General features: G+C 51.7%; 23 protein-coding genes, 1 tRNA gene and 2 pseudogenes. 19 read left to right on the top strand and 7 right to left on the bottom strand.

The window, feature by feature from the left end; genetic code table 11:
- Window positions 1-6: 6 nt before the first annotated feature.
- The 12 genes from napG to ccmH are packed head-to-tail and all read left to right on the top strand — an operon-like array spanning window position 7 to window position 8911.
- On the top strand, window positions 7-702 hold the full coding sequence (gene napG / locus FFT88_RS12035) for a ferredoxin-type protein NapG (protein ID WP_000091300.1): 696 nt from the start codon (window positions 7-9) through the stop codon (window positions 700-702).
- Window positions 689-1552 carry a quinol dehydrogenase ferredoxin subunit NapH gene (gene napH / locus FFT88_RS12030; RefSeq protein ID WP_135404821.1) on the top strand — a complete coding sequence of 288 codons (864 nt, stop codon included), beginning with the start codon at window positions 689-691 and terminating at the stop codon, window positions 1550-1552. Before napG ends, napH begins: the two co-directional genes overlap by 14 nt.
- Window positions 1549-1998 (top strand): nitrate reductase cytochrome c-type subunit, encoded by a 450-nt coding sequence (napB, locus tag FFT88_RS12025; RefSeq protein ID WP_135404823.1) that lies wholly within the window; start codon window positions 1549-1551, stop codon window positions 1996-1998. The genes napH and napB overlap by 4 nt, the downstream gene beginning before the upstream one ends.
- 9 nt (window positions 1999-2007) lie before the next feature.
- Window positions 2008-2610, top strand: a complete 603-nt coding sequence (gene napC / locus FFT88_RS12020) for a cytochrome c-type protein NapC (protein WP_130207128.1) — start codon at window positions 2008-2010, stop codon at window positions 2608-2610.
- Window positions 2611-2624: 14 nt separating this feature from the next.
- A complete protein-coding gene (ccmA, locus tag FFT88_RS12015) occupies window positions 2625-3248 on the top strand; it encodes a cytochrome c biogenesis heme-transporting ATPase CcmA (protein ID WP_217355973.1) in 624 nt (207 codons plus the stop codon).
- Window positions 3245-3907, top strand: coding sequence for a heme exporter protein CcmB (gene ccmB / locus FFT88_RS12010; RefSeq protein ID WP_000971724.1), 663 nt, complete (start codon window positions 3245-3247; stop codon window positions 3905-3907). Before ccmA ends, ccmB begins: the two co-directional genes overlap by 4 nt.
- Window positions 3908-3948: 41 nt before the next feature.
- Window positions 3949-4686, top strand: coding sequence for a heme exporter protein CcmC (ccmC, locus tag FFT88_RS12005; protein ID WP_001295447.1), 738 nt, complete (start codon window positions 3949-3951; stop codon window positions 4684-4686).
- Complete coding sequence (gene ccmD, locus FFT88_RS12000) at window positions 4683-4892, top strand: heme exporter protein CcmD (protein ID WP_032184639.1); 210 nt, start codon at window positions 4683-4685, stop codon at window positions 4890-4892. Before ccmC ends, ccmD begins: the two co-directional genes overlap by 4 nt.
- Entirely contained in the window at window positions 4889-5368 is a 480-nt protein-coding gene (ccmE, locus tag FFT88_RS11995; protein ID WP_130217082.1) for a cytochrome c maturation protein CcmE, read from the top strand. The genes ccmD and ccmE overlap by 4 nt, the downstream gene beginning before the upstream one ends.
- Entirely contained in the window at window positions 5365-7308 is a 1944-nt protein-coding gene (gene ccmF / locus FFT88_RS11990; RefSeq protein WP_135404825.1) for a cytochrome c-type biogenesis heme lyase CcmF, read from the top strand. Before ccmE ends, ccmF begins: the two co-directional genes overlap by 4 nt.
- Window positions 7305-7862, top strand: a complete 558-nt coding sequence (gene dsbE, locus FFT88_RS11985) for a thiol:disulfide interchange protein DsbE (protein WP_000824439.1) — start codon at window positions 7305-7307, stop codon at window positions 7860-7862. The genes ccmF and dsbE overlap by 4 nt, the downstream gene beginning before the upstream one ends.
- Window positions 7859-8911: a cytochrome c-type biogenesis thiol:disulfide oxidoreductase CcmH gene (ccmH, locus tag FFT88_RS11980; RefSeq protein ID WP_130217086.1), complete on the top strand. Its 1053-nt coding sequence runs from the start codon at window positions 7859-7861 to the stop codon at window positions 8909-8911. Before dsbE ends, ccmH begins: the two co-directional genes overlap by 4 nt.
- 213 nt (window positions 8912-9124) lie before the next feature.
- On the opposite strand, the gene narP is transcribed toward ccmH, so the two are convergent.
- The 4 genes and pseudogenes from narP to FFT88_RS11960 all read right to left on the bottom strand — a co-directional run bounded on the left by narP (window position 9125) and on the right by FFT88_RS11960 (window position 12113).
- Window positions 9125-9772 carry a nitrate/nitrite response regulator protein NarP gene (gene narP / locus FFT88_RS11975; protein WP_064526779.1) on the bottom strand — a complete coding sequence of 216 codons (648 nt, stop codon included), beginning with the start codon at window positions 9770-9772 and terminating at the stop codon, window positions 9125-9127.
- A gap of 183 nt (window positions 9773-9955) precedes the next feature.
- Window positions 9956-10032: transfer RNA gene (locus FFT88_RS11970), tRNA-Pro, on the bottom strand.
- A 74-nt stretch (window positions 10033-10106) separates the two neighbouring features.
- A pseudogene (gene yejM, locus FFT88_RS11965) lies at window positions 10107-11866 on the bottom strand (LPS biosynthesis-modulating metalloenzyme YejM).
- Between the two features lie 19 nt (window positions 11867-11885).
- The gene (locus tag FFT88_RS11960) at window positions 11886-12113 is read right to left on the bottom strand and encodes a YejL family protein (protein WP_001135667.1); all 228 of its coding nucleotides are present in this window, start codon (window positions 12111-12113) and stop codon (window positions 11886-11888) included.
- 181 nt (window positions 12114-12294) lie between these two features.
- On the opposite strand from FFT88_RS11960, the gene yejK reads away from it, so the two are divergent.
- From yejK to FFT88_RS11940, 4 genes are all read left to right on the top strand, one after another.
- Window positions 12295-13302: a nucleoid-associated protein YejK gene (gene yejK / locus FFT88_RS11955; RefSeq protein ID WP_135404828.1), complete on the top strand. Its 1008-nt coding sequence runs from the start codon at window positions 12295-12297 to the stop codon at window positions 13300-13302.
- A 378-nt stretch (window positions 13303-13680) separates the two neighbouring features.
- Window positions 13681-14265, top strand: coding sequence for a NapC/NirT family cytochrome c (locus tag FFT88_RS11950; protein ID WP_135404829.1), 585 nt, complete (start codon window positions 13681-13683; stop codon window positions 14263-14265).
- A 93-nt stretch (window positions 14266-14358) separates the two neighbouring features.
- Entirely contained in the window at window positions 14359-15999 is a 1641-nt protein-coding gene (locus FFT88_RS11945) for an FAD-dependent oxidoreductase (protein ID WP_240725519.1), read from the top strand.
- Window positions 15996-16406, top strand: a complete 411-nt coding sequence (locus tag FFT88_RS11940) for a cytochrome c3 family protein (RefSeq protein ID WP_135404832.1) — start codon at window positions 15996-15998, stop codon at window positions 16404-16406. Before FFT88_RS11945 ends, FFT88_RS11940 begins: the two co-directional genes overlap by 4 nt.
- Window positions 16407-16481: 75 nt before the next feature.
- Here the strand turns inward: FFT88_RS11940 and rplY are convergent, their stop codons facing one another.
- Window positions 16482-16766 carry a 50S ribosomal protein L25 gene (gene rplY / locus FFT88_RS11935; RefSeq protein WP_000494183.1) on the bottom strand — a complete coding sequence of 95 codons (285 nt, stop codon included), beginning with the start codon at window positions 16764-16766 and terminating at the stop codon, window positions 16482-16484.
- A gap of 124 nt (window positions 16767-16890) precedes the next feature.
- A complete protein-coding gene (locus FFT88_RS11930; RefSeq protein ID WP_130207116.1) occupies window positions 16891-18651 on the bottom strand; it encodes a DEAD/DEAH box helicase in 1761 nt (586 codons plus the stop codon).
- A 149-nt stretch (window positions 18652-18800) separates the two neighbouring features.
- On the opposite strand from FFT88_RS11930, the gene rsuA reads away from it, so the two are divergent.
- The 3 genes and pseudogenes from rsuA (at window position 18801) to FFT88_RS11910 (ending at window position 21391) form a co-directional block, all read left to right on the top strand.
- Window positions 18801-19496 (top strand): 16S rRNA pseudouridine(516) synthase RsuA, encoded by a 696-nt coding sequence (rsuA, locus tag FFT88_RS11925; protein ID WP_135404834.1) that lies wholly within the window; start codon window positions 18801-18803, stop codon window positions 19494-19496.
- A gap of 27 nt (window positions 19497-19523) precedes the next feature.
- Window positions 19524-20714: pseudogene (gene bcr / locus FFT88_RS11920) on the top strand (multidrug efflux MFS transporter Bcr).
- 332 nt (window positions 20715-21046) lie between these two features.
- On the top strand, window positions 21047-21391 hold the full coding sequence (locus FFT88_RS11910) for a YejG family protein (RefSeq protein WP_000202791.1): 345 nt from the start codon (window positions 21047-21049) through the stop codon (window positions 21389-21391).
- A gap of 3 nt (window positions 21392-21394) precedes the next feature.
- On the opposite strand, the gene yejF is transcribed toward FFT88_RS11910, so the two are convergent.
- Window positions 21395-22984, bottom strand: coding sequence for a microcin C ABC transporter ATP-binding protein YejF (yejF, locus tag FFT88_RS11905; RefSeq protein WP_135404836.1), 1590 nt, complete (start codon window positions 22982-22984; stop codon window positions 21395-21397).
- Window position 22985: the final 1 nt, after the last annotated feature.

Below are 22985 nucleotides of genomic sequence, written 5' to 3'. Positions count from 1 at the left end.
GCCATTATGTCCCGGTCAGCGAAACCTCAAAATGGTCGCCGCCGCTTTCTGCGCGATGTTGTTCGCACAGCAGGCGGTCTGGCTGCCGTGGGTGTGGCGCTGGGGTTACAACAGCAAACCGCACGCGCATCTGGCGTGCGGTTGCGCCCGCCCGGAGCCATAAATGAGAACGCCTTTGCCAGTGCCTGTGTGCGTTGCGGTCAGTGTGTTCAGGCTTGCCCTTACGACACCTTAAAACTGGCGACGCTGGCCTCTGGCCTGTCGGCGGGTACGCCATATTTTGTCGCACGGGATATTCCTTGCGAAATGTGTGAGGACGTCCCGTGCGCCAAAGTATGCCCCAGCGGCGCGCTGGATCGTGAGATCGAATCGATCGACGACGCGCGGATGGGGCTGGCGGTGTTGGTGGACCAGGAAAACTGTCTCAACTTTCAGGGGCTGCGCTGTGATGTTTGTTATCGCGAATGCCCGAAAATTGATGAGGCAATCACCCTGGAGCTGGAGCGCAACACGCGTACCGGTAAGCACGCCCGTTTTCTGCCGACGGTTCACAGCGACGCCTGTACCGGTTGCGGTAAGTGCGAAAAAGTATGCGTGCTGGAACAACCGGCAATCAAGGTGTTACCGCTGTCACTGGCGAAAGGGGAGTTAGGTCACCATTACCGCTTCGGCTGGCTGGAGGGGAACAATGGCAAATCGTAAACGTGACGCCGGGCGCGAGGCGCTGGAGAAAAAAGGCTGGTGGCGCAGTCACCGTTGGCTGGTGTTACGTCGCCTTTGTCAGTTCTTCGTGCTGGGGATGTTTTTGAGCGGCCCGTGGTTTGGTGTGTGGATCTTACATGGCAACTACAGCAGTAGCCTGTTATTCGACACCGTTCCGCTGACCGATCCGCTGATGACGCTGCAAAGCCTTGCCAGCGGTCATCTGCCTGCCACGGTGGCGCTGATCGGTGCGGTGATTATCACCGTACTCTACGCCCTGGCAGGAAAGCGATTATTTTGCAGCTGGGTCTGCCCGCTGAACCCGATTACCGATTTAGCAAACTGGTTACGCAGACGATTTGATCTCAATCAGTCTGCGACGATCCCTCGCCACATTCGCTACGTGCTGTTGGTGGTCATTCTGGTGGGATCCGCCTTAACTGGCTCGCTCATCTGGGAATGGATCAACCCCGTATCTCTGATGGGGCGTAGCCTGGTAATGGGATTCGGCAGCGGCGCGCTGCTTATTCTCGCGCTGTTTTTATTTGATCTACTGGTCGTTGAACACGGCTGGTGCGGCCATATTTGTCCGGTCGGCGCGCTGTATGGCGTGTTGGGTAGCAAAGGTGTGATTACCGTTGCGGCCACCGATCGGCAGAAATGTAACCGCTGTATGGATTGTTTTCATGTTTGCCCGGAACCGCATGTGCTACGTGCCCCGGTGCTGGATGAACAAAGCCCGGTGCAGGTCACCAGCCGCGATTGCATGACGTGCGGTCGCTGCGTGGATGTCTGTTCTGAGGATGTATTTACAATAACTACACGATGGAGTTCGGGAGCGAAATCATGAAAAGCCATGACCTGAAGAAAGCGCTGTGTCAATGGACGGCGATGCTGGCCCTGGTGATGAGCGGCGCGGTTTGGGCGGCAAATGGCGTCGATTTTAGCCAGTCGCCGGAAGTATCCGGGACGCAGGAAGGGGCCATTCGGATGCCAAAAGAGCAGGATCGGATGCCGCTGAACTATGTGAATCAGCCGCCAATGATCCCGCATAGCGTTGAAGGTTATCAGGTAACGACCAATACCAACCGCTGCTTACAGTGCCACGGTGTTGAAAGCTATCGCACCACTGGCGCACCGCGCATCAGTCCTACTCACTTTATGGACAGCGACGGCAAAGTGGGCGCAGAAGTGGCTCCGCGTCGTTATTTCTGTCTGCAATGTCACGTACCGCAGGCCGATACCGCGCCAATCGTGGGGAATACCTTTACCCCATCAAAAGGTTACGGGAAATAAGAGGTTATTATGGGAAATTCTGACCGTAAGCCTGGTCTGATTAAGCGCCTGTGGAAATGGTGGCGTACCCCCAGCCGTCTGGCGCTGGGGACGCTGCTGTTGATCGGCTTTGTTGGCGGCATCGTCTTCTGGGGCGGCTTTAACACCGGGATGGAAAAAGCTAACACTGAAGAGTTTTGCATTAGTTGCCACGAAATGCGCAACACGGTGTATCAGGAATACATGGATTCCGTGCATTACAACAACCGTAGCGGCGTTCGTGCGACTTGTCCGGATTGTCACGTTCCGCACGAGTTTGTGCCGAAAATGATACGCAAGCTCAAAGCAAGTAAAGAGCTGTATGGTAAAATTCTGGGCGTTATTGACACGCCGCAGAAATTCGAAGCTCATCGCCTGACTATGGCACAGAATGAGTGGCGGCGAATGAAGGACAACAATTCGCAGGAGTGCCGTAACTGTCACAACTTCGAGTTTATGGATTTAACCGCCCAGAAAGGTGTTGCCGCGAAGATGCACGATCAAGCGGTGAAAGATGGGCAAACCTGTATTGACTGCCATAAAGGGATCGCGCACAAGCTACCCGATATGCGCGAAGTTGAACCAGGTTTTTAACAGGATGTCATTGCGTGGGGATGCTTGAAGCCAGAGAATTGCTCTGCGAGCGGGATGAACGAACCTTGTTTAGTGGTTTGTCATTTACGCTGAACGCAGGAGAGTGGGTACAAATCACCGGCAGCAACGGTGCGGGGAAGACAACGCTTCTTCGTCTGCTGACTGGGTTGTCTCGCCCTGACGCCGGCGAGGTTCTCTGGCAAGGGCAGCCCTTGCATCAGGTACGCGACAGCTACCATCAAAACCTGTTATGGATAGGCCATCAGCCGGGGATTAAAACCCGGCTGACGGCGTTAGAAAATCTGCATTTCTATCACCGTGACGGTGATACCGCACAATGTCTGGACGCTCTGGCGCAGGCCGGGCTTGCCGGATTCGAAGATATTCCTGTAAATCAGCTCTCTGCCGGGCAACAACGCCGCGTCGCGCTGGCGCGATTATGGCTGACCCACGCTACGTTGTGGATCCTCGACGAACCTTTTACCGCGATTGACGTCAACGGCGTCGATCGTCTGACCCAGCGCATGGCGCAGCATACGGAGCAGGGGGGAATTGTGATTCTGACCACCCACCAGCCGCTCAACGTTGCTGAAAGTAAAATCCGCCGCATTTCTCTGACGCATACAAGGGGCGCATGATGTTCTGGCGCATTTTCCGTCTTGAGCTGCGCGTGGCGTTTCGCCATAGCGCCGAAATCGCTAACCCGCTGTGGTTCTTCCTGATTGTTATTACCCTTTTTCCACTTAGTATCGGTCCGGAGCCGCAATTGCTGGCGAGGATTGCACCGGGCATTATCTGGGTGGCGGCGCTGCTTTCCTCTTTGCTGGCGCTGGAGCGACTGTTTCGTGACGATTTGCAGGACGGCAGTCTTGAACAACTGATGTTGTTGCCATTACCCTTGCCCGCCGTTGTGCTGGCGAAGGTGATGGCGCACTGGATGGTGACAGGTTTGCCTCTGCTCATTCTCTCACCACTGGTGGCATTGCTACTGGGAATGGACGTGTACGGTTGGCAAGTGATGGCGCTTACGCTGTTGTTGGGAACCCCCACGCTTGGCTTTCTTGGTGCGCCAGGCGTGGCGCTGACGGTCGGACTTAAGCGCGGTGGAGTGCTACTCAGCATTCTCGTGTTACCACTCACCATCCCCTTACTCATCTTTGCCACCGCTGCGATGGACGCGGCTTCGATGCATTTGCCCGTGGACGGGTATCTGGCAATTTTAGGCGCGTTGCTGGCTGGCACCGCGACATTAAGTCCTTTTGCGACGGCGGCAGCGTTACGAATCAGCATTCAATAACGCTGGATTACTGATTTTTGTTCGAGTCTGGTATCGAAACTATGTGGAAAACACTACATCAACTGGCGATCCCTCCACGGTTATATCAAATCTGTGGCTGGTTTATACCGTGGCTGGCAATCGCCAGTGTGGTCGTGCTCACCGTCGGCTGGATCTGGGGATTCGGCTTTGCTCCGGCTGATTATCAGCAAGGAAATAGCTATCGCATTATTTATCTACATGTGCCAGCGGCAATCTGGTCGATGGGTATTTATGCCTCGATGGCGGTAGCGGCGTTCATCGGTCTTGTCTGGCAGATGAAAATGGCTAACCTGGCGGTCGCGGCGATGGCGCCTATTGGCGCGGTATTTACTTTTATTGCCCTGGTTACCGGCTCTGCATGGGGAAAACCGATGTGGGGCACCTGGTGGGTGTGGGACGCGCGTCTGACTTCTGAACTGGTGCTGCTGTTTTTGTATGTTGGTGTGATTGCCCTGTGGCACGCCTTCGACGACCGCCGTCTGGCGGGCCGTGCGGCAGGTATTCTGGTGCTAATTGGCGTGGTGAACCTGCCGATAATTCATTATTCCGTGGAGTGGTGGAACACCCTACATCAGGGATCAACGCGGATGCAGCAAAGTATCGATCCGGCAATGCGTTCGCCGCTGCGCTGGTCGATTTTTGGCTTCCTGCTGCTTTCTGCCACGCTGACGCTAATGCGGATGCGCAATTTGATTTTGCTGATGGAAAAACGCCGTCCGTGGGTGAGTGAACTGATACTGAAAAGAGGCCGTAAATGACCCCTGCATTTGCTTCCTGGAATGAATTTTTCGCAATGGGCGGTTACGCCTTTTTTGTCTGGCTGGCGGTGGTGATGACCGTTATTCCGCTGGTGGCTTTGGTCGTGCACTCGGTGATGCAGCATCGCGCAATTCTGCGTGGCGTGGCGCAGCAGCGGGCGCGTGAGGCGCGTTTACGTGCTGCGCAACAGCAGGAGGCTGCATGAATATTCGCCGTAAAAATCGCTTGTGGATTGCCTGCGCCGTGTTGGCAGGTTTGGCGCTGACCATCGGTCTGGTGCTGTATGCGCTGCGCTCTAATATCGATCTTTTCTATACACCGGGAGAAATTCTCTACGGTAAGCGTGAAACGCAGCAGATGCCGGAAGTTGGTCAGCGTCTGCGCGTGGGCGGGATGGTGATGCCGGGTAGCGTGCAGCGCGATCCTGACTCACTGAAAGTGACGTTTACCATTTATGATGCTGAAGGTTCAGTTGATGTCTCTTACGAAGGCATTTTGCCGGACCTGTTCCGTGAAGGGCAGGGCGTTGTGGTTCAGGGCGAGCTGGAAAAAGGCAATCATATCCACGCTAAAGAAGTACTGGCGAAACACGACGAAAACTACACGCCGCCAGAAGTTGAAAAGGCGATGGATGCTAACCATCGTCGCCCGGCAAGTGCTTATAAGGATCCCGCATCATGATGCCAGAAATTGGTAACGGACTGCTGTGCCTGGCGTTAGGGATTGCACTTTTGCTGTCTGTTTATCCGCTATGGGGCGTGGCGCGCGGAGATGCGCGCATGATGGCTTCTTCCCGCTTGTTTGCCTGGCTGCTGTTTATGTCTGTGGCTGGCGCATTTCTGGTGCTGGTCAATGCTTTCGTGGTCAACGACTTTACCGTCACCTATGTCGCCAGTAACTCCAATACCCAGCTTCCGGTGTGGTATCGCGTTGCGGCCACGTGGGGGGCGCATGAAGGTTCGCTACTGCTGTGGGTGCTGCTAATGAGCGGCTGGACGTTTGCGGTGGCGATTTTTAGCCAGCGTATTCCGCTGGATATTGTGGCGCGCGTACTGGCGGTAATGGGCATGGTCAGCGTCGGCTTTTTGCTGTTCATTCTCTTTACCTCTAACCCGTTCTCACGCACATTGCCGAACTTCCCGATTGAAGGGCGCGACCTTAACCCGCTGTTGCAGGATCCGGGGTTGATCTTCCATCCGCCTCTGCTCTATATGGGGTACGTGGGTTTCTCGGTGGCGTTTGCTTTTGCCATTGCTTCTTTGTTGAGTGGGCGCCTGGACAGCATTTATGCGCGTTTTACTCGTCCGTGGACGCTGGCAGCGTGGATCTTCCTGACGCTCGGCATTGTGCTCGGTTCCGCGTGGGCCTATTACGAACTCGGCTGGGGCGGCTGGTGGTTCTGGGATCCGGTAGAAAACGCCTCGTTTATGCCATGGCTGGTGGGTACTGCGCTGATGCACTCACTGGCGGTCACTGAACAACGCGCCAGCTTCAAAGCGTGGACATTACTGCTGGCAATCAGTGCCTTCTCGTTGTGTCTGCTGGGGACTTTCCTGGTGCGTTCCGGCGTGCTGGTATCGGTACACGCCTTTGCCTCGGATCCGGCGCGCGGCATGTTTATTCTCGCCTTTATGGTACTGGTGATTGGTGGTTCGCTGCTGCTGTTTGCTGCGCGTGGACACAAAGTTCGCTCACGCGTAAACAATGCGCTGTGGTCGCGGGAATCTTTGCTGTTAGCGAACAACGTTTTGCTGGTCGCCGCGATGCTGGTGGTATTGCTGGGGACGCTGCTGCCGCTGGTGCACAAGCAACTGGGACTCGGCAGTATTTCGATTGGCGAACCGTTCTTCAACAGCATGTTTACCTGGCTGATGGTGCCATTTGCACTGGTGCTGGGCATTGGCCCGCTGGTGCGCTGGGGGCGCGACCGACCGCGTAAAATCCGCAATTTGTTGATTATCGCCTTCATCAGCACACTGGTGTTATCACTGCTGTTGCCGTGGCTGTTTGAAAGCAAAGTTGTGGCGATGACGGTGCTCGGCCTGGCAATGGCCTGCTGGATTGCAGTGCTGGCAATTGCAGAAGCTGCGCTGCGTATTTCACGCGGCACGAAAACCACCTTCAGTTATTGGGGGATGGTGGCGGCTCACCTGGGGCTGGCAGTGACAATTGTTGGCATTGCCTTTAGCCAGAACTATAGCGTTGAGCGTGATGTGCGCATGAAGTCCGGCGATAGCGTCGATATTCATGAATATCGCTTCACCTTCCGTGATGTCAAAGAGGTGACTGGCCCGAACTGGCGTGGCGGTGTGGCGACTATCGGCGTAACGCGAGAGGGTAAACCGGAAACGGTGCTGTATGCGGAAAAACGTTATTACAACACTGCCGGGTCGATGATGACCGAAGCGGCGATTGACGGTGGCATCACGCGTGACCTGTACGCCGCGCTCGGTGAAGAGCTGGAAAACGGCGCGTGGGCTGTGCGTCTTTACTACAAACCGTTTGTTCGCTGGATTTGGGCGGGCGGGCTGATGATGGCGTTGGGCGGACTGCTGTGTCTGTTTGATCCTCGCTATCGTAAGCGCGTGAGTCCGCAAAAAACTGCGCCGGAGGCTGTATGAAGCGCAAAGTATTGTTAATTCCGTTGATTATCTTCCTGGCGATTGCCGCGGCGCTGCTGTGGCAGCTGGCGCGTAATGCCGAAGGGGATGATCCGACCAATCTGGAATCGGCGCTCATTGGCAAGCCTGTGCCGAAATTTCGCCTCGAATCACTGGACAATCCGGGGCAGTTTTATCAGGCGGATGTGCTGACTCAGGGCAAACCGGTGCTGCTTAACGTCTGGGCGACCTGGTGTCCGACCTGTCGTGCGGAACATCAATATCTGAATCAGCTTTCTGCGCAGGGCATTCGCGTGGTCGGCATGAACTATAAAGACGATCGCCAGAAGGCAATTAGCTGGCTGAAAGAGCTGGGCAATCCTTACGCGCTAAGCCTGTTTGATGGCGACGGCATGTTAGGGCTGGATCTCGGTGTCTATGGCGCGCCGGAAACGTTCCTTATTGACGGCAACGGCATCATTCGCTATCGCCATGCGGGCGATCTCAATCCTCGCGTCTGGGAAGAAGAGATCAAGCCGCTGTGGGAGAAATACAGTAAGGAGGCCGCACAATGAGGTTTTTATTGGGCGTGCTGATGCTGATGATCTCCGGCTCTGCGCTGGCAACCATTGACGTGTTGCAGTTTAAGGATGAAGCACAGGAACAGCAGTTTCGCCAACTCACTGAAGAACTACGCTGCCCGAAATGCCAGAACAACAGCATTGCTGATTCTAACTCGATGATTGCGACCGACCTGCGCCAGAAAGTGTACGAACTGATGCAGGAAGGTAAAAGCAAGCAGGAGATTGTCGATTATATGGTGGCGCGTTACGGCAACTTCGTCACTTACGATCCGCCGTTAACGCCGCTGACCGTGCTGCTGTGGGTGCTGCCAGTGGTGGCTATTGGTATCGGCGGTTGGGTTATTTATGCCCGCTCGCGGCGGCGTGTACGGCTGGCAGTGGAGGAGTTTCCTGAACAAAGCGTGCCGGAAGGTAAGCGTGCCGGATTTGCTGTTTACCTGCCGGGTATTGTTGTGGCATTGATTGTGGCAGGCGTCGGCTACTACCAGACTGGCAATTATCAGCAGGTAAAAATCTGGCAGCAGGCCACGGCGCAGGCTCCGGCATTGCTGGACAGGGCGCTGGATCCGAAAGCCGATCCGCTCAACGAAGAAGAGATGTCGCGCCTTGCACTTGGAATGCGTACTCAACTGCAAAAAAATCCGGGAGATATAGAAGGCTGGATTATGTTGGGCCGTGTTGGGATGGCGCTGGGTAACGCCAGTATCGCGACCGATGCATACGCCACTGCGTATCGCCTCGATCCGAAGAACAGTGATGCCGCACTGGGTTACGCGGAAGCGTTGACACGTTCATCTGATCCCAGCGACAACCGCCTCGGCGGCGAACTGCTACGCCAGTTGGTAAGAACGGACCACAGCAATATTCGTGTGTTAAGTATGTATGCGTTTAATGCCTTTGAGCAGCAGCGATTTGGCGAAGCCGTTGCTGCGTGGGAGATGATGTTGAAACTCTTACCTGCCAACGATACTCGCCGTGCGGTGATTGAACGCAGTATCGCGCAGGCGATGCAGCATTTATCACCACACGAAAGTAAATAAGAAGAAGCCCGATGGTGATGCCATCGGGGCCAGATTGATAACAAAGTGCGCTTTGTTTATGCCGGATGCGGCGTAAACGCCTTATCCGACCTACAAAATCGTGCGAATTCAATACATTGCTCGATCCGTGTAGGCCTGATAAGCGTAGCGCATCAGGCAGTGTTGCGTTTGTCATCAATATCAGCCCGATGGTAAATCCATCGGGCTATTTTTTTATTGCGCCCCGCGTTGTTGCAGGAACAGAATGGTGGCCGCCACGCGTGAGCGGACGTTGAGTTTACGCAGCAGATTGCGGATATGGACTTTTACCGTCTGCTCAGAAATATTCAGTACCGAAGCGATCTGCTTATTGGACAGTCCTTGTGCCAGTTCGTGCAGAACATCTAATTCACGCTCCGTTAGCACGCTGAAGGGGTCTTCTTCAGCGCCAAACATTTCACGCTCGCGTAAGTACTGACTGACGCGTTCACTAAAGACTTTGCTACCTTTTGCTCCGGCGCGAATCGCTTCCAGCAACACTTCCGGATCGCTATCTTTCAACAGATAACCGTCAGCGCCTGCGTCTATCAATGCAAAGATATCGCTGGAGGCATCTGAAACGGTCAGGATTATAATTTGCGCGGTAACGCCATCCCTGCGCAAGGCATTGAGGGTATCCAGGCCACTCATACCTTTCATATTGAGATCCAGCAAGATCACGTCGATATCCAGTCTATTCGCCAGATCGATAGCACTAGCGCCGTCGCCTGCTTCGGCGACCACTTCAAAGCCAGGGTCAAGCTCCAGTAACTGACGAACACCGCGTCGCATAAGTGGATGATCATCCACAATCAGCACCTGAAAAGGCGTTGCTTCAGGCATAGTAGTCTCCTGAGGTTTTATTAGAATCATTATGTTTGAGCGTAGCGTTGGTTACGCTACCAGGCGCGTGAATGTTACCCCATTTTATGTATGGGCATGTAGTGAAAACTGTAAGTGTGGGTAGAAGGGGAATGACGTAGATATAAAAAAACCAACCTTTGCGGTTGGTTTTCTTGGGATTTTTGGTCGGCACGAGAGGATTTGAACCTCCGACCCCCGACACCCCATGACGGTGCGCTACCAGGCTGCGCTACGTGCCGACTCGTGGCTGCTTATACTACCGTTTTCCACACCGATTGCAAGTAAGATATTTTGCTAACTGATTTATAATTAATCAGTTAGCGATAAAACGCTTCTCGTCTGTCAGCACCTGCAATAACAAACTCAACTGTGGTTTTTCGTCTCTCACTCTTTCACCACGTAAGTTGTAAGTGCGGTATTTACCGTTATTGTTCAGTACTAGCGTCATTTTCGGTGTGGTAATTGCCAGCGTATCGTTATCCGCGGCTGTTACCCAGTAATGACGGCGCTCAGGGTTGAACAAGTCCTGACCTTGTGAGTATTCGCTGGCAGGCGTACTGACGTGTAGCAGGCGTTGCATCAGCGTGGTCATAAGATCAGTATGATCGGTCAAGGCATTAATACGCTGTGCCGGTGTGCCTGGCCAGTGAATGACTAATGGCACCTGAAGATGGCCACGTGACCAGTCAAAGGTTTCTTCATCTTCGCTCAGCGGAATGCCGCGACCAGCAGTGATAATCACCACCGTGTTGTCCAGTTTCCCGGATTCACGTAACGCATTCAGGACGCGATTGATCTGGTCATCGACATTACCAGCCGCACGGCTATATTTCCGGGCAAATGCCTGCTGATTGCTGTCATCAATATTGGTGCCATTGAAAGATACCCACGAGAACCAGCGGTTATCTTCTTGCGCGTAGCGGCCAAGCCAGTTGATCCACTGCGTGGCGGTCTGCTCATCGGATTGTGTATGTACGCTCGGCATCGAGAAGTCTGACAACAATGCCTGGCGATACAGCGGACTGGTAAAGCCATCTGACGAGAATAAGCCCAACTGATAGCCTTGCTGGTTGAGCGCGGTAATTAACGCCGCAGGCGTACGGGTCGACAGAATACCGTCCATATAGCTTGGCGAGATGCCATAGAACAAGCCAAAGATACCGTTGTCGGTGGTGTTGCCGGAACTCATATGGCGCGTGAACGAAATATTTTGCTCGGCAAAACCCGCCAGTGCAGGCATTTGCTTCTCAAAGCGTGAGTAGTTCAGGCCATCGACAGTAATCAACAACACATTTTGCCCGGTGCCCATATCGCGGTAGCGCAATTCGCTTAACGGATACTGTACGGAAACAGCGTCTGGATTGCCTTGCTCGATCAGACGGCGTTGATACTCCTGCGCATCAAGCAAACCATGCTTCTCAAGAAAACGTCGCGCCGTCATCGGGTACGAAAGCGGCAGGTTAGCGCGCTGCATGGTGATAGGGCGATAGAAGTTAGCATCGGCCCAGATATACACCATGTGTGAGGCGATAAAGGCGATAAATAAGAATGCGGCCAGCGGACGGGCGAAGCGCCGACGACGCGTCAGACTGCGCAGCTTTTGCCAGCTCCACGTCGCAAACACCAGTTCAATCAATAAAATAACTGGCACGCTGATAAACATTAGCTGCCAGTCGCGCGCATCTCATTCTCGTCCGGATTGATAACCAACTGCCAGACGATGGGATTAAGATGGAGATGGAAACGGGTAAAGACCTCGCTGTCGATCAGTAACAGCGTCATTCCCACAGTGGCCAGAATGACGGACAAAAACCTCATTAGCCTCTGTGAGCCGACGATAAAGGTCAGCGGGAAGAGGATCAGCAAATAGGTGGCGAACACCAGAAAGCTGAAGTGGCCGATAATGCTTACATAGGAATAAATACGACCCGCAAGCGTTGTCGGCCAGTCGGCGATAAACAGGTAACGACTGCCAATGACAAGTGAGAGCAGAATGTTGAACAGTGCAAACCAGTGCCCCCAGCTGACCATCTGGGAGACTTTTTCACGGTAGCGCTGACGATGAGTTACCATAACCTGTTATCTGTTTCCCTTAGTGCGCTTTGTCTTCGTTGATCGAGGACTGCAAAGCGCGGGCAAAAGAGTTGGCAATTGCCTGGCGTTGAGCCGGGGCAATGCTGGTATTGATAAGGTTAGTGACCATGTTGCCTAACACCATCAGGGAAAGGTCGGTCGGAGCCTTATGTTTTTCCAGTACGTTGAGCAGCTCTGCGAGCAATTGTTCAACCTGTTCATCACTGTAGCGGGAAATTTGTGGCATAAATCGAAATCAGTTAGTTGATGAAAGGGCAACATATTACCGTAGCAACGGTTTTTTTTCTGCTTTTTTATGCTTTCAATCATTCTCCTTACGCAGCCTTCTGTAAAATGGCCGCCAACTTTTATTGCGTCGCTTTACCGGTGGTGGTTGAATACCGCCCGGTCTTAAAGGAGAGTTTATCATGAGTCTGGATATCAACCAGATTGCTCTGCACCAGCTTATCAAGCGTGATGAGCAGAACCTTGAGCTGGTGTTGCGCGATTCATTGCTGGAACCGACGGAAACCGTCGTTGAGATGGTGGCAGAGCTGCATCGGGTCTATAGCGCCAAGAACAAAGCCTACGGATTGTTCAGCGAAGAGAGTGAACTGGCGCAGACGCTGCGCCTACAGCGTCAGGGCGAAGAGGACTTTCTGGCATTTAGCCGTGCGGCAACCGGTCGCCTGCGTGACGAACTGGCGAAATATCCTTTTGCTGATGGCGGTTTCGTCCTGTTTTGCCACTATCGTTATCTGGCAGTTGAGTATTTGCTGATTTGCGTGCTGAGCAATCTAAGCAGTATGCGCGTCAACGAAAATCTCGACATCAACCCGACCCATTATCTTGATATCAATCATGCGGATATTGTGGCGCGTATTGATTTAACTGAGTGGGAAACCAATCTGGAATCGACACGCTACCTGACTTTCCTGAAAGGGCGAGTAGGACGCAAAGTGGCGGATTTCTTTATGGATTTCCTCGGTGCCAGCGAAGGGTTGAACGCGAAAGCGCAAAACCGCGGTCTGTTGCAAGCAGTCGACGACTTCACCGCAGAAGCGCAACTGGATAAAGCAGAACGGCAGAACGTTCGCCAGCAAGTTTATAGCTATTGTAATGAGCAATTGCAGGCGGGTGAGGAGATTGAACTGGAGTCGCTGTCAAAAGAGTTGGCGGGCGTCAGCGAAGTGAGCTTCACGGAGTTTGCTGCTGAAAAAGGGTACGAACTGGAAGAGAGCTTCCCGGCAGACCGCAGCACGCTGCGTCAGTTGACGAAGTTTGCCGGTAGCGGCGGTGGTTTGACCATTAACTTTGATGCGATGCTGTTAGGCGAACGGATTTTCTGGGACCCGGCGACCGATACGCTGACCATTAAAGGTACGCCGCCGAATCTGCGCGATCAATTGCAGCGTCGGACGTCTGGCGGGAACTAAATCTCCAACGCGAATGTTTCTTTTCGGAGAAACAGTTGCGGGGTAATCACAATTCTTGTCAATCAGTGAGTAAGATAACTTGCTGATTGACCTTTCATTCGAAAATATTTTCTCTGTTATCATATTAAGTGTTGCAGTAAATATTTTTCTCTTCCACTTTATTCGATAATAAATCGGTCTGGTAACTATTTCCGCCGTTTTTTGTGAGCTGTAACACTGGAAAAAACATTCTGTTTAATTATATTGAGTTTTCCTGGCGTTATATTTTGTTATTTGCTTTGCCTATATAAAATGCAAATATATTTTTAATGTCAATATTATTGCCGTTGTGTTTGACTCATTATATTAATCGTATGAATGATTTTAAGGATTCACCGCATGGAGCAAGAAAATCCTGAAGATAAAAAGTGTTGTCGACCGAAAAAAACGTTCTCTTTAACCAGAAAGTTACTGGTATGTTTTATCTTTACCCTCATTGTATTCAGTGGCTGTTTATTTGTCGTCATGAACACGGTCATTCACAACACCAGCACTGACAGCTTTTGCCTGGGTTGTCATGAAATGAAAGACAACATCCTCACCGAGAGCTTCAAAAAATCCATTCATGGCAGTAATCGTACTGGCGTGAAGGTCGCTTGTGCTGATTGCCATATTCCTGATGAATTTGTCCCTAAGATGATCAGAAAAGCCCACGCCGTTAAAGAGGTTTGGGGTCATATGACAGGCGTAATTGATACGGCTGAAAAATTCGATGCACATCGTGGCGAAATGGCAAAAGCGGAATGGGCAAGAATGAAAGCAAACAATTCGCAGGAATGCAGAAACTGCCACGATATTTCTAAATTACAGAAAAAATTTATGGCGCCGTTCCATGAGGCTTCTCTTAAAGAAGGGAAAACATGCATTGATTGTCATGCCGGCATTGCACATAAATTACCAGCAGTTGCAACAGTAGTTCATTAGTCATTAATACATGAATGTCATGTCTGTTTGGTTTCAAATAAAAACAAGAAGGGTTTCATGTTGATTTAAATTTTTATGTAAAAGGACCATGTTATGAGGAAACTAAAAAGGGGATTCTTATTAGCTGGGGTATTAACGGCGCTTTCCCTAAGCGCCTATGCTGACAGAAATATGAATAAGATCCCGCATATCAATCTGTCGAATCCATCCGTCGAACCAGTTAGTGAGAGAATAATCCAAACAGATGTTGTTGTTATTGGCGGTGGGCTTTCTGGCATGTCCGCAGGGTTGACTGCAGTACAGGGCGGAGCCAAGGTTGTTATTTTTGAAAAACTACCAAGCCTTGGAGGGGCAGGCGTTTATCCTGAAGGCAGTTTAGGCATTGGCACCCTTATGCAGAAAAAAGAGGGGAAAGGTGCCACGCTGAATCAAGCCTTTGGTAAGGCGATCGATTTCCATCACTGGCGAGCCAATGCCAGTGCATTGCACGCATTAATGAAAAACTCAGGCGAAACCATTGATTGGGTTGCCAGTAATGGCGTTGAGTTTACGACCTTAAAAACCACCATTTATCCTCAGTCAGATTCATTATGGACCTGGCATATGTATAAGCATAACGGTGCATCTGTTACTAAAAGCTTTTACAAGAAGATCCTTGATGGCGGTGGTCAAATCTACACCGAAACTCCTGTTAAGAAGATTATTCGCGATAAACAAAGCGGTGATGTCGTTGGCGTCGAAGCGGTTAATAGCGTAACAGGGGAAAAAATCATTGCCTATGGTAAAGGTGTGATTGTGGCGACCGGTGGTTTTGCCAACAACCGTGACATGATTGAAAAATACATCACCGATGTGAATCAGAAAAACATGGTGCCGGTCAAACTACGTGGCCCCCTGATTGATGGACGCGAAGGCGATGGTATCAAAATGGGGCAAGACATTGGCGCTGATACTGCCGGGATGCAAACCATTGCTGGCAATAGCCCATATGTCGATCAAGACCCTCCTATCCGTCAGTTTAATGGCGCGGATTACCAAAAACAGGCCAGAACATCATTAAGTCAGCCATTCCTGTGGATTAACCGACAAGGCGAGCGTTTCTTTGATGAGTCACTCGGTTCCAGTTTTACCCTCGTTTATAACGCTATCACCATGAATGGCGGAGTCATGTATTCCGTCTGGGATGACGCAATGCGTCAGAAGATGGTTAACGAAGGGCCGGTCACGCCGTTTAACGCCATTGTGTTGCCAGGGCAACCGATGAAGGCGCTGGATCAGGCGATCGAGATCGGCATGAAAGAAGGGTGGTTGTTTAAAGGTGAAACGTTGGACGATCTGGCAAAACAGATCAATGTTCCTGCAGACAATCTGAAAGCGACGATTGCGAAAGTTAACAAGTATACGGATGAAGGTTTCGATCCTGACTGGGGGCGCAAGAAAGAGCATCTGTTTAAATTTCAGGATAAAGGACCGTATTACGCCGTGAAAGGTATTCGGGCTTATTTCCTGACGCTGGGTGGTTTGAAAATGAACAGCGATCTGCAGGTCTACGATACCAATGAGAAGATTATCCCGGGTCTGTATGTTGTCGGGCAGGATATGGGCGGTCTGTATGACAGCTCCTATGATTTGGTACTTGAAGGATCGGCTTCTGGCTTTGCGTTGACGTCGGGACGTATGGCAGCGAAACATATTATAAGCACCAGAATGCAGGCACAGGGAGGTGGCAAATGAACAAGCTATTGAAGAACATTGTCACAATCATTCTTGCTGGCGTAATGTGCACCGTTATCGGTATGGTTTCTGCCAGTGCACAAGAGATTGTCGGCATGAAAATGCACAAGACCATTGGTCTGGAATGTAATAACTGCCATGTTGATGATGTTAAAACCAACAAGAATATGACGCCAACGTGCGTTAGCTGCCATGCGCCTGGTGAGCGTTATTATCATGGTAAGAAGGATTCAGAAGGTAACTCAGTGTTAAAAGAGTATCCGGAGTCGGGTAAAACACGAGTTGCTTCTTTCCATGACTCTCATGGCGGAGAAATTCGCTGTACGGTATGCCATACGTCACATGAGAAGGAACCACAGCCACTCTATTGCAACAACTGCCATCAGTTTGATGTGAAGATTAAGTAGTGCAGGTATTTGTCAGTCGCTAAAAAAGAAAACGGCCCGTAAAGGCCGTTTTCTTTTGTTCAACTTATTCTGCGATTAAGCGCGAACGAAGTCGATGTGCTGCAGCTTCGGTTTGTACGGATGACGCTGTACGTCCTGAGCTTTAACTTTGATTTCTTTACCGTCAACAACGATGGTCAGAACTTCGCTGTAGAATTCAGCTTTAGCTTGCATGTTCATGACTTTGTCGTGATCCAGCTCGATAGCCAGCGGCGCTTCTTTGCCACCGTAGATGATTGCCGGGAACTTGTTAGCGGCACGCAGGCGGCGGCTCGCACCCTTACCCTGCTCTTTACGTACTTCTGCGTTGATAGTAAACATTTCTTTCTCTCTTAAATGATTCCTGCTACAGGCGACCCAGCAACAGGTAAGTGATCTGCTTTGCGTATGCAAAAGCGGGCGAGATTCTATACTCAATCGCCTTATACATCAATCAAAACTACCATTAACCGCGTAATTCGTGCGCCCGCCGAAAACGACCTTCGTAATCGAATATTTTTTCACGCACCTGCCAGTACTGGCCTTTCATTCGTGCGACGACGAAATCCGGATGGCGCAGCAACGCTTGTTGGGCGAGGATATCGGCAGCGGTGATCCAACGCAAAGGGATGCCCGGTGTACGCGTATGCGGGCGGATAAAAAGTTGTTCGAAGGCAGTACGCTGGGCGGGCGTTTGCAGACGGAAACGCTCACTCACATCAGCGCCGTCTTCATCGTAATAGGTGATTTTCAACCATTCGCCTTTCTCGTCGTGCCCATGCTGCAAAGACATGCCGCTACAGCGTAATACCAGGGCGTCTTTCAGTCGTAGCGCCGCTTTTAACATATCATCCGGGTCAACCAGAATGGTGTCACATTCGCGGCAACGGCGGGCGGCAATATCATTTTCTGCGTTACATTGCGGACAATTTTTAAAACGGAAACGGAAGTCACACTGTTCGCGATGACCGTCGTCATCTTCAAACCATCCCTGACAGCGGCGACCAAAGTGTTCAATCAATGTCCCGTCGGCGGTCGTTTTCCCCCAGAAGGTGTTAGCAAAGCCGCAGGCAGGGCAGAAAACCTGCACCGGGACGTTGTCACTTTTGCCTTTCGGTGTACCAACTTCCGGTGCGTAGAGGTCATGAGGATTGCCCGCATAATCGAGAATTAAGCAATCTGTTTTACCCGGCGCCAGACGCAGACCGCGCCCGACAATTTGTTGGTAAAGGCTCACTGATTCGGTAGGGCGCAGAATGGCGATAAGATCGACGTGCGGGGCGTCAAATCCGGTGGTCAGCACCGCAACGTTGACCAGATAGCGAAAACGCTGGGCTTTAAAATCTTCAATTAACACATCGCGCTCAGCGCCGGGCGTGTCGCCAGTAATCAGTGCAGCATCTTCTGCGGGTAGCAAACCGACAATCTCTTTTGCGTGTTCAACCGTCGCGGCGAAAATCATCACCCCTTTACGCTTTTCGGCGAACTCCATAATCTGGCTGATGATGTGTGGAGTAATGCGTTGCTGTTTTTTCAGCTCGCGGTTGAGATCAGCTTCGCTGAACAGCCCGTTACTCTGTGCCTGCAAGCGGCTGAAATCGTATTGCACTACCGGCATATCCAGCCGTTCTGGTGGCGTCAGATAGCCGTGTTTAATCATATAACGCAGCGGCAGCTCATAAATGCAGTCACGGAAAAGGGCTTTCTCATCGCCGCGTACCATGCCGTGATAATGGAACTGATAAATCCAGCCTTTGCCCAGTCGAAAAGGCGTGGCAGTCAGCCCCAGCAGGCGTAAGTGGGGATTCACTTTTGTCAGGTGAGTGAGGATTTGCTGATACTGGCTCTCTTCGTCGTCACCAATACGGTGGCATTCATCGACAATCAACAGCGAAAATTCACCCTGAAAGGCATCAAGATTACGGGCGACCGATTGCACGCTGCCAAATACCACTTTACCGTGGCTCTCCTTGCGTTTTAGCCCGGCGGCAAAAATATCGGCTTCCAGCCCCAACGCCTGGTATTTAGCATGGTTCTGCGCCACCAGTTCTTTGACGTGTGCCAGCACCAGAACACGACCACGCGCCAGCCGTGCCAGTTCGGCAATCACCAGGCTTTTACCTGCTCCGGTAGGCAGCACGATAACGGCAGGGGTTTTATGACGACGAAAATGGTTGAGCGTGGCATCCACGGCTTCTTGCTGGTATGGACGAAGTGTAAAAATCATGGTTTAGCGTAGGTAGATTAATCTGCTAATAGTATGCCACGGATCTTTTTCCCTTGAGGGAAGTTATTAGACCGCTATACTGGGCAGACAACAGTTCTGATTTTCGGGTCTATGCCCGACCTCCGTTTTTTACAGGCAAAATCACACACATGCGACTTGATAAATTTATCGCACAGCAACTCGGTGTTAGCCGTGCTATTGCCGGGCGTGAAATCCGCGGCAATCGTGTCACCGTCGATGGCGAAATCGTCCGCAATGCAGCGTTCAAACTGCTCCCTGAACACGATGTTGCTTATGATGGCAATCCGCTGGCGCAGCAACACGGCCCGCGTTATTTCATGCTCTACAAGCCCCAGGGCTATGTTTGCTCAACTGATGACCCGGATCACCCAACGGTGCTCTATTTTCTGGATGAACCTGTGGCGTGGAAACTGCACGCGGCGGGGCGGTTGGATATTGATACCACCGGTCTGGTGCTGATGACTGACGACGGTCAGTGGTCGCATCGCATTACTTCTCCGCGTCATCATTGCGAGAAGACCTATCTGGTGACGCTGGAATCACCCGTAGCTGACGATACGGCAGAGCAATTTGCCAAAGGCGTACAGCTGCATAACGAAAAAGATCTCACTAAGCCAGCGGTGCTGGAAGTGATTACCCCTACGCAGGTCCGTCTGACCATCAGTGAAGGGCGTTATCATCAGGTGAAACGCATGTTCGCCGCCGTGGGTAACCACGTGGTTGAGCTGCATCGTGAACGCATTGGCGGTATTACTCTGGATGAAGATTTAGCCCCAGGTGAATATCGTCCATTAACTGCAGAAGAAATTGCCAGCGTCGGTTAACACTTTCATTTTATTCAGGAGCCCGTTGTGACCACTCGACAGCATTCGTCGTTTGCTATTGTCTTTATCCTTGGCCTTTTGGCCATGTTAATGCCGCTGTCGATTGATATGTATCTGCCCGCGCTGCCAGTGATTTCAGCGCAGTTTGGTGTGCCAGCGGGCAGCACGCAGATGACCCTGAGTACTTATATTCTGGGTTTTGCGTTGGGGCAGTTAATCTACGGGCCGATGGCGGATAGCTTCGGGCGCAAGCCGGTTGTCCTCGGTGGTACGCTGGTGTTTGCCGCGGCGGCGGTGGCGTGCGCGCTGGCGCAAACCATCGATCAGTTGATTGTGATGCGTTTCTTCCACGGTCTGGCTGCGGCTGCGGCCAGCGTGGTTATCAACGCTTTGATGCGCGATATCTACCCGAAAGAAGAGTTCTCGCGGATGATGTCGTTTGTCATGCTGGTGACCACCATTGCACCGTTGATGGCACCGATTGTTGGCGGTTGGGTGCTGGTGTGGTTGAGCTGGCATTACATCTTCTGGATCCTCGCTGTGGCGGCAATTCTGGCTTCGGCAATGATCTTCTTCCTGATCAAAGAAACGTTACCGCCGGAGCGTCGCCAACCGTTCCACATTCGTACCACTATCGGTAACTTTGCTGCGCTGTTCCGCCATAAGCGTGTCCTGAGTTATATGCTGGCCAGTGGTTTCAGCTTTGCCGGGATGTTCTCGTTCTTAAGCGCCGGACCGTTTGTCTACATTGAAATTAACCACGTTGCGCCGGAAAACTTTGGTTATTACTTTGCGCTAAACATTGTTTTCCTGTTCGTGATGACCATCTTTAACAGCCGCTTCGTTCGCCGTATTGGCGCGTTAAATATGTTCCGCTCTGGGTTGTGGATACAATTTATTATGGCGGCGTGGATGGTTATCAGCGCGCTACTGGGGCTGGGATTCTGGTCGCTGGTGGTTGGCGTTGCGGCGTTTGTGGGCTGCGTATCGATGGTGTCTTCTAACGCGATGGCGGTCATTCTGGATGAGTTCCCCCATATGGCGGGAACTGCGTCGTCGCTGGCAGGAACCTTCCGTTTTGGTATTGGCGCCATTGTTGGCGCACTGCTTTCGCTGGCGACGTTTAACTCTGCATGACCAATGATTTGGTCCATTGCTTTCTGTGCGACCAGTTCCATTCTCTTCTGTCTTTACGCCAGTCGACCGAAAAAACGGTGATCTATTGCACAACGGGGAAGCTAAAAGGCTTCCTTTGTTGATGCATGTCAACCGCAAATCTATCATTCCCCCGATATATGTTTATTTTATGTAAACTCAATTTATGTAAAAAGTCACATCATTGTAGTTAAAAAGGTTGAGTTAGATCGCAGAAACGGGTACATATAGCCCCGCAAACGTGACCACGCCCGCAGATATCATTTAAATCAGAATAATAGCGGCCACGCAGGCGAGGCATCAATCTTTACGATCTGTTGAAGGACAGATTGTTGATGATGTGTTAAAATTAATGTAAATAAATTGTGAAGTAAATGTGCTTCCGGGGAAAATAAGTGACTTCATTACAACTCTCAATCGTCCATCGTCTGCCGCAGAACTTTCGCTGGTCTGCTGGTTTCGCAGGTTCGAAAGTTGAACCGATTCCGCAAAATGGACCGTGCGGTGATAACAGCCTGGTGGCGCTTAAATTGCTTAGCCCGGATGGTGATAATGCATGGTCGGTGATGTACAAACTAAGCCAGGCGTTAAGCGACATCGAAGTTCCATGTTCGGTGCTGGAGTGTGAAGGTGAGCCGTGCCTGTTTGTAAATCGCCAGGACGAGTTTGCTGCAACATGCCGATTGAAAAATTTTGGTGTGGCCATTGCCGAACCCTTCTCAAACTACAATCCATTTTAAGCGTCAGCTCAACGCCAATAGCTGACGCGTATACTCCTGCTGCGGTGCGGCAAACACGCGCGCGCACGGTCCTTGTTCCACCACTTCTCCCTGTCGCAGCACGATAACCTGATGACATAACGCGCGGACAACGTGCAAATCATGGCTGATAAACAAATAAGCCAGTTGATGCTTTTGTTGCAATGATTTCAATAGCGTCAATATTTGCGCCTGTACCGTTTTGTCGAGCGATGATGTTGGTTCATCAAGAATGATCAGCGAAGGCTTAAGAATCAATGCTCTGGCAATCGCAATACGTTGCCGCTGACCACCCGAGAACTCCGCCGGATAACGGTGGCGCGTTTCAGGATCTAATCCCACTTCATGCATCACGGCTATCACTTGTTGTTCGCGTTGTGCGGCAGAAAGCGTCGGCTGGTGAACCCGTAAGCCTTCCTCAATAATCTGCAACACGTTGAGTCGTGGGTTGAGCGAGGAGTTTGGATCCTGAAATACCACCTGAATGCGATGGCGAATAGGTAACAGCTGGCGGCGATTTAAATTTTGCAATGGCTGACCGTCAAAGACGATACTGCCCTGAGAGTTAATCAACCGCAGTAGCGCCAGCCCCGTTGTGCTTTTGCCGGAACCGGACTCGCCCACTAAACCCAGCGTTTCACCCGCCCGTAGCGTAAAACTGACGCTTTTCACCACCACATTATGATCGACGACGCGCTTCAGGAGCCCTTTGCGAATGGGGAAGGCGACCTGAAGCTGTTCAACATCAAGCAACGTTGAGGCCGGTTCTGGCAACGGCACCGGGTCGCCTGACGGTTCGCTGTTGAGTAGCTTTTGCGTATAAGGATGTTCAGGGGAGGTAAAGAGCGTAACGGCGTTATTTTGCTCCACACAGCGGCCGTTTTGCATTACCGCCACGCGGTGGGCCAGTTTTCTGACAATGCTGAGGTTATGAGTAATAAACAGCATACCCATATTCAGCTCGCCTTGCAGTTCGCGCAACAGCTGTAAAATCTGCGCCTGGACAGAGACGTCCAGTGCGGTGGTCGGTTCATCGGCAATTAATAATTCCGGTCGCGTTAACAGCGCCATCGCAATCATCACCCGCTGGCGTTCGCCGCCGGAGAGCTGATGCGGATAATCTGTCAGCCGTTTTGCCGCCTGACGGATACCGACGCGATCAAGGCAGTTAAGAATTTCGCCACGCGCCGCCTCCCGACGCATTCCGCGGTGGAGTGAAAGCACTTCATAAAGCTGTTTTTCCAGGGTATGCAATGGGTTTAATGACACCATCGGCTCCTGGAAAATCATGGCAATCTTATTTCCCCGCACGCCACGCAATGTTTGCTCGTTGGCATGAAGCAGCGATTCTCCATGAAAACGGATATCGCCAGAGAGATATTCAACCGGCGGGGAAGGGAGCAGACGTAAAATTGACAGCGCGGTAACGCTTTTGCCAGAACCTGACTCACCCACCAGCGCCAGCGTTTCGCCAGCCTCAATGTGTAGTGAAACATCATTCACTACGGTACGAACAGTTTGCTGATGGCGAAAACCCACCGACAAATTTTCAATCGCTAACAGAGTTTGCGTCATG

The sequence above is a fragment of the Escherichia sp. E4930 genome (genome assembly GCF_005845405.1).
Classification (GTDB): Bacteria; Pseudomonadota; Gammaproteobacteria; order Enterobacterales; family Enterobacteriaceae; genus Escherichia.
This window is presented reverse-complemented; position numbering and strand designations above follow the sequence as displayed.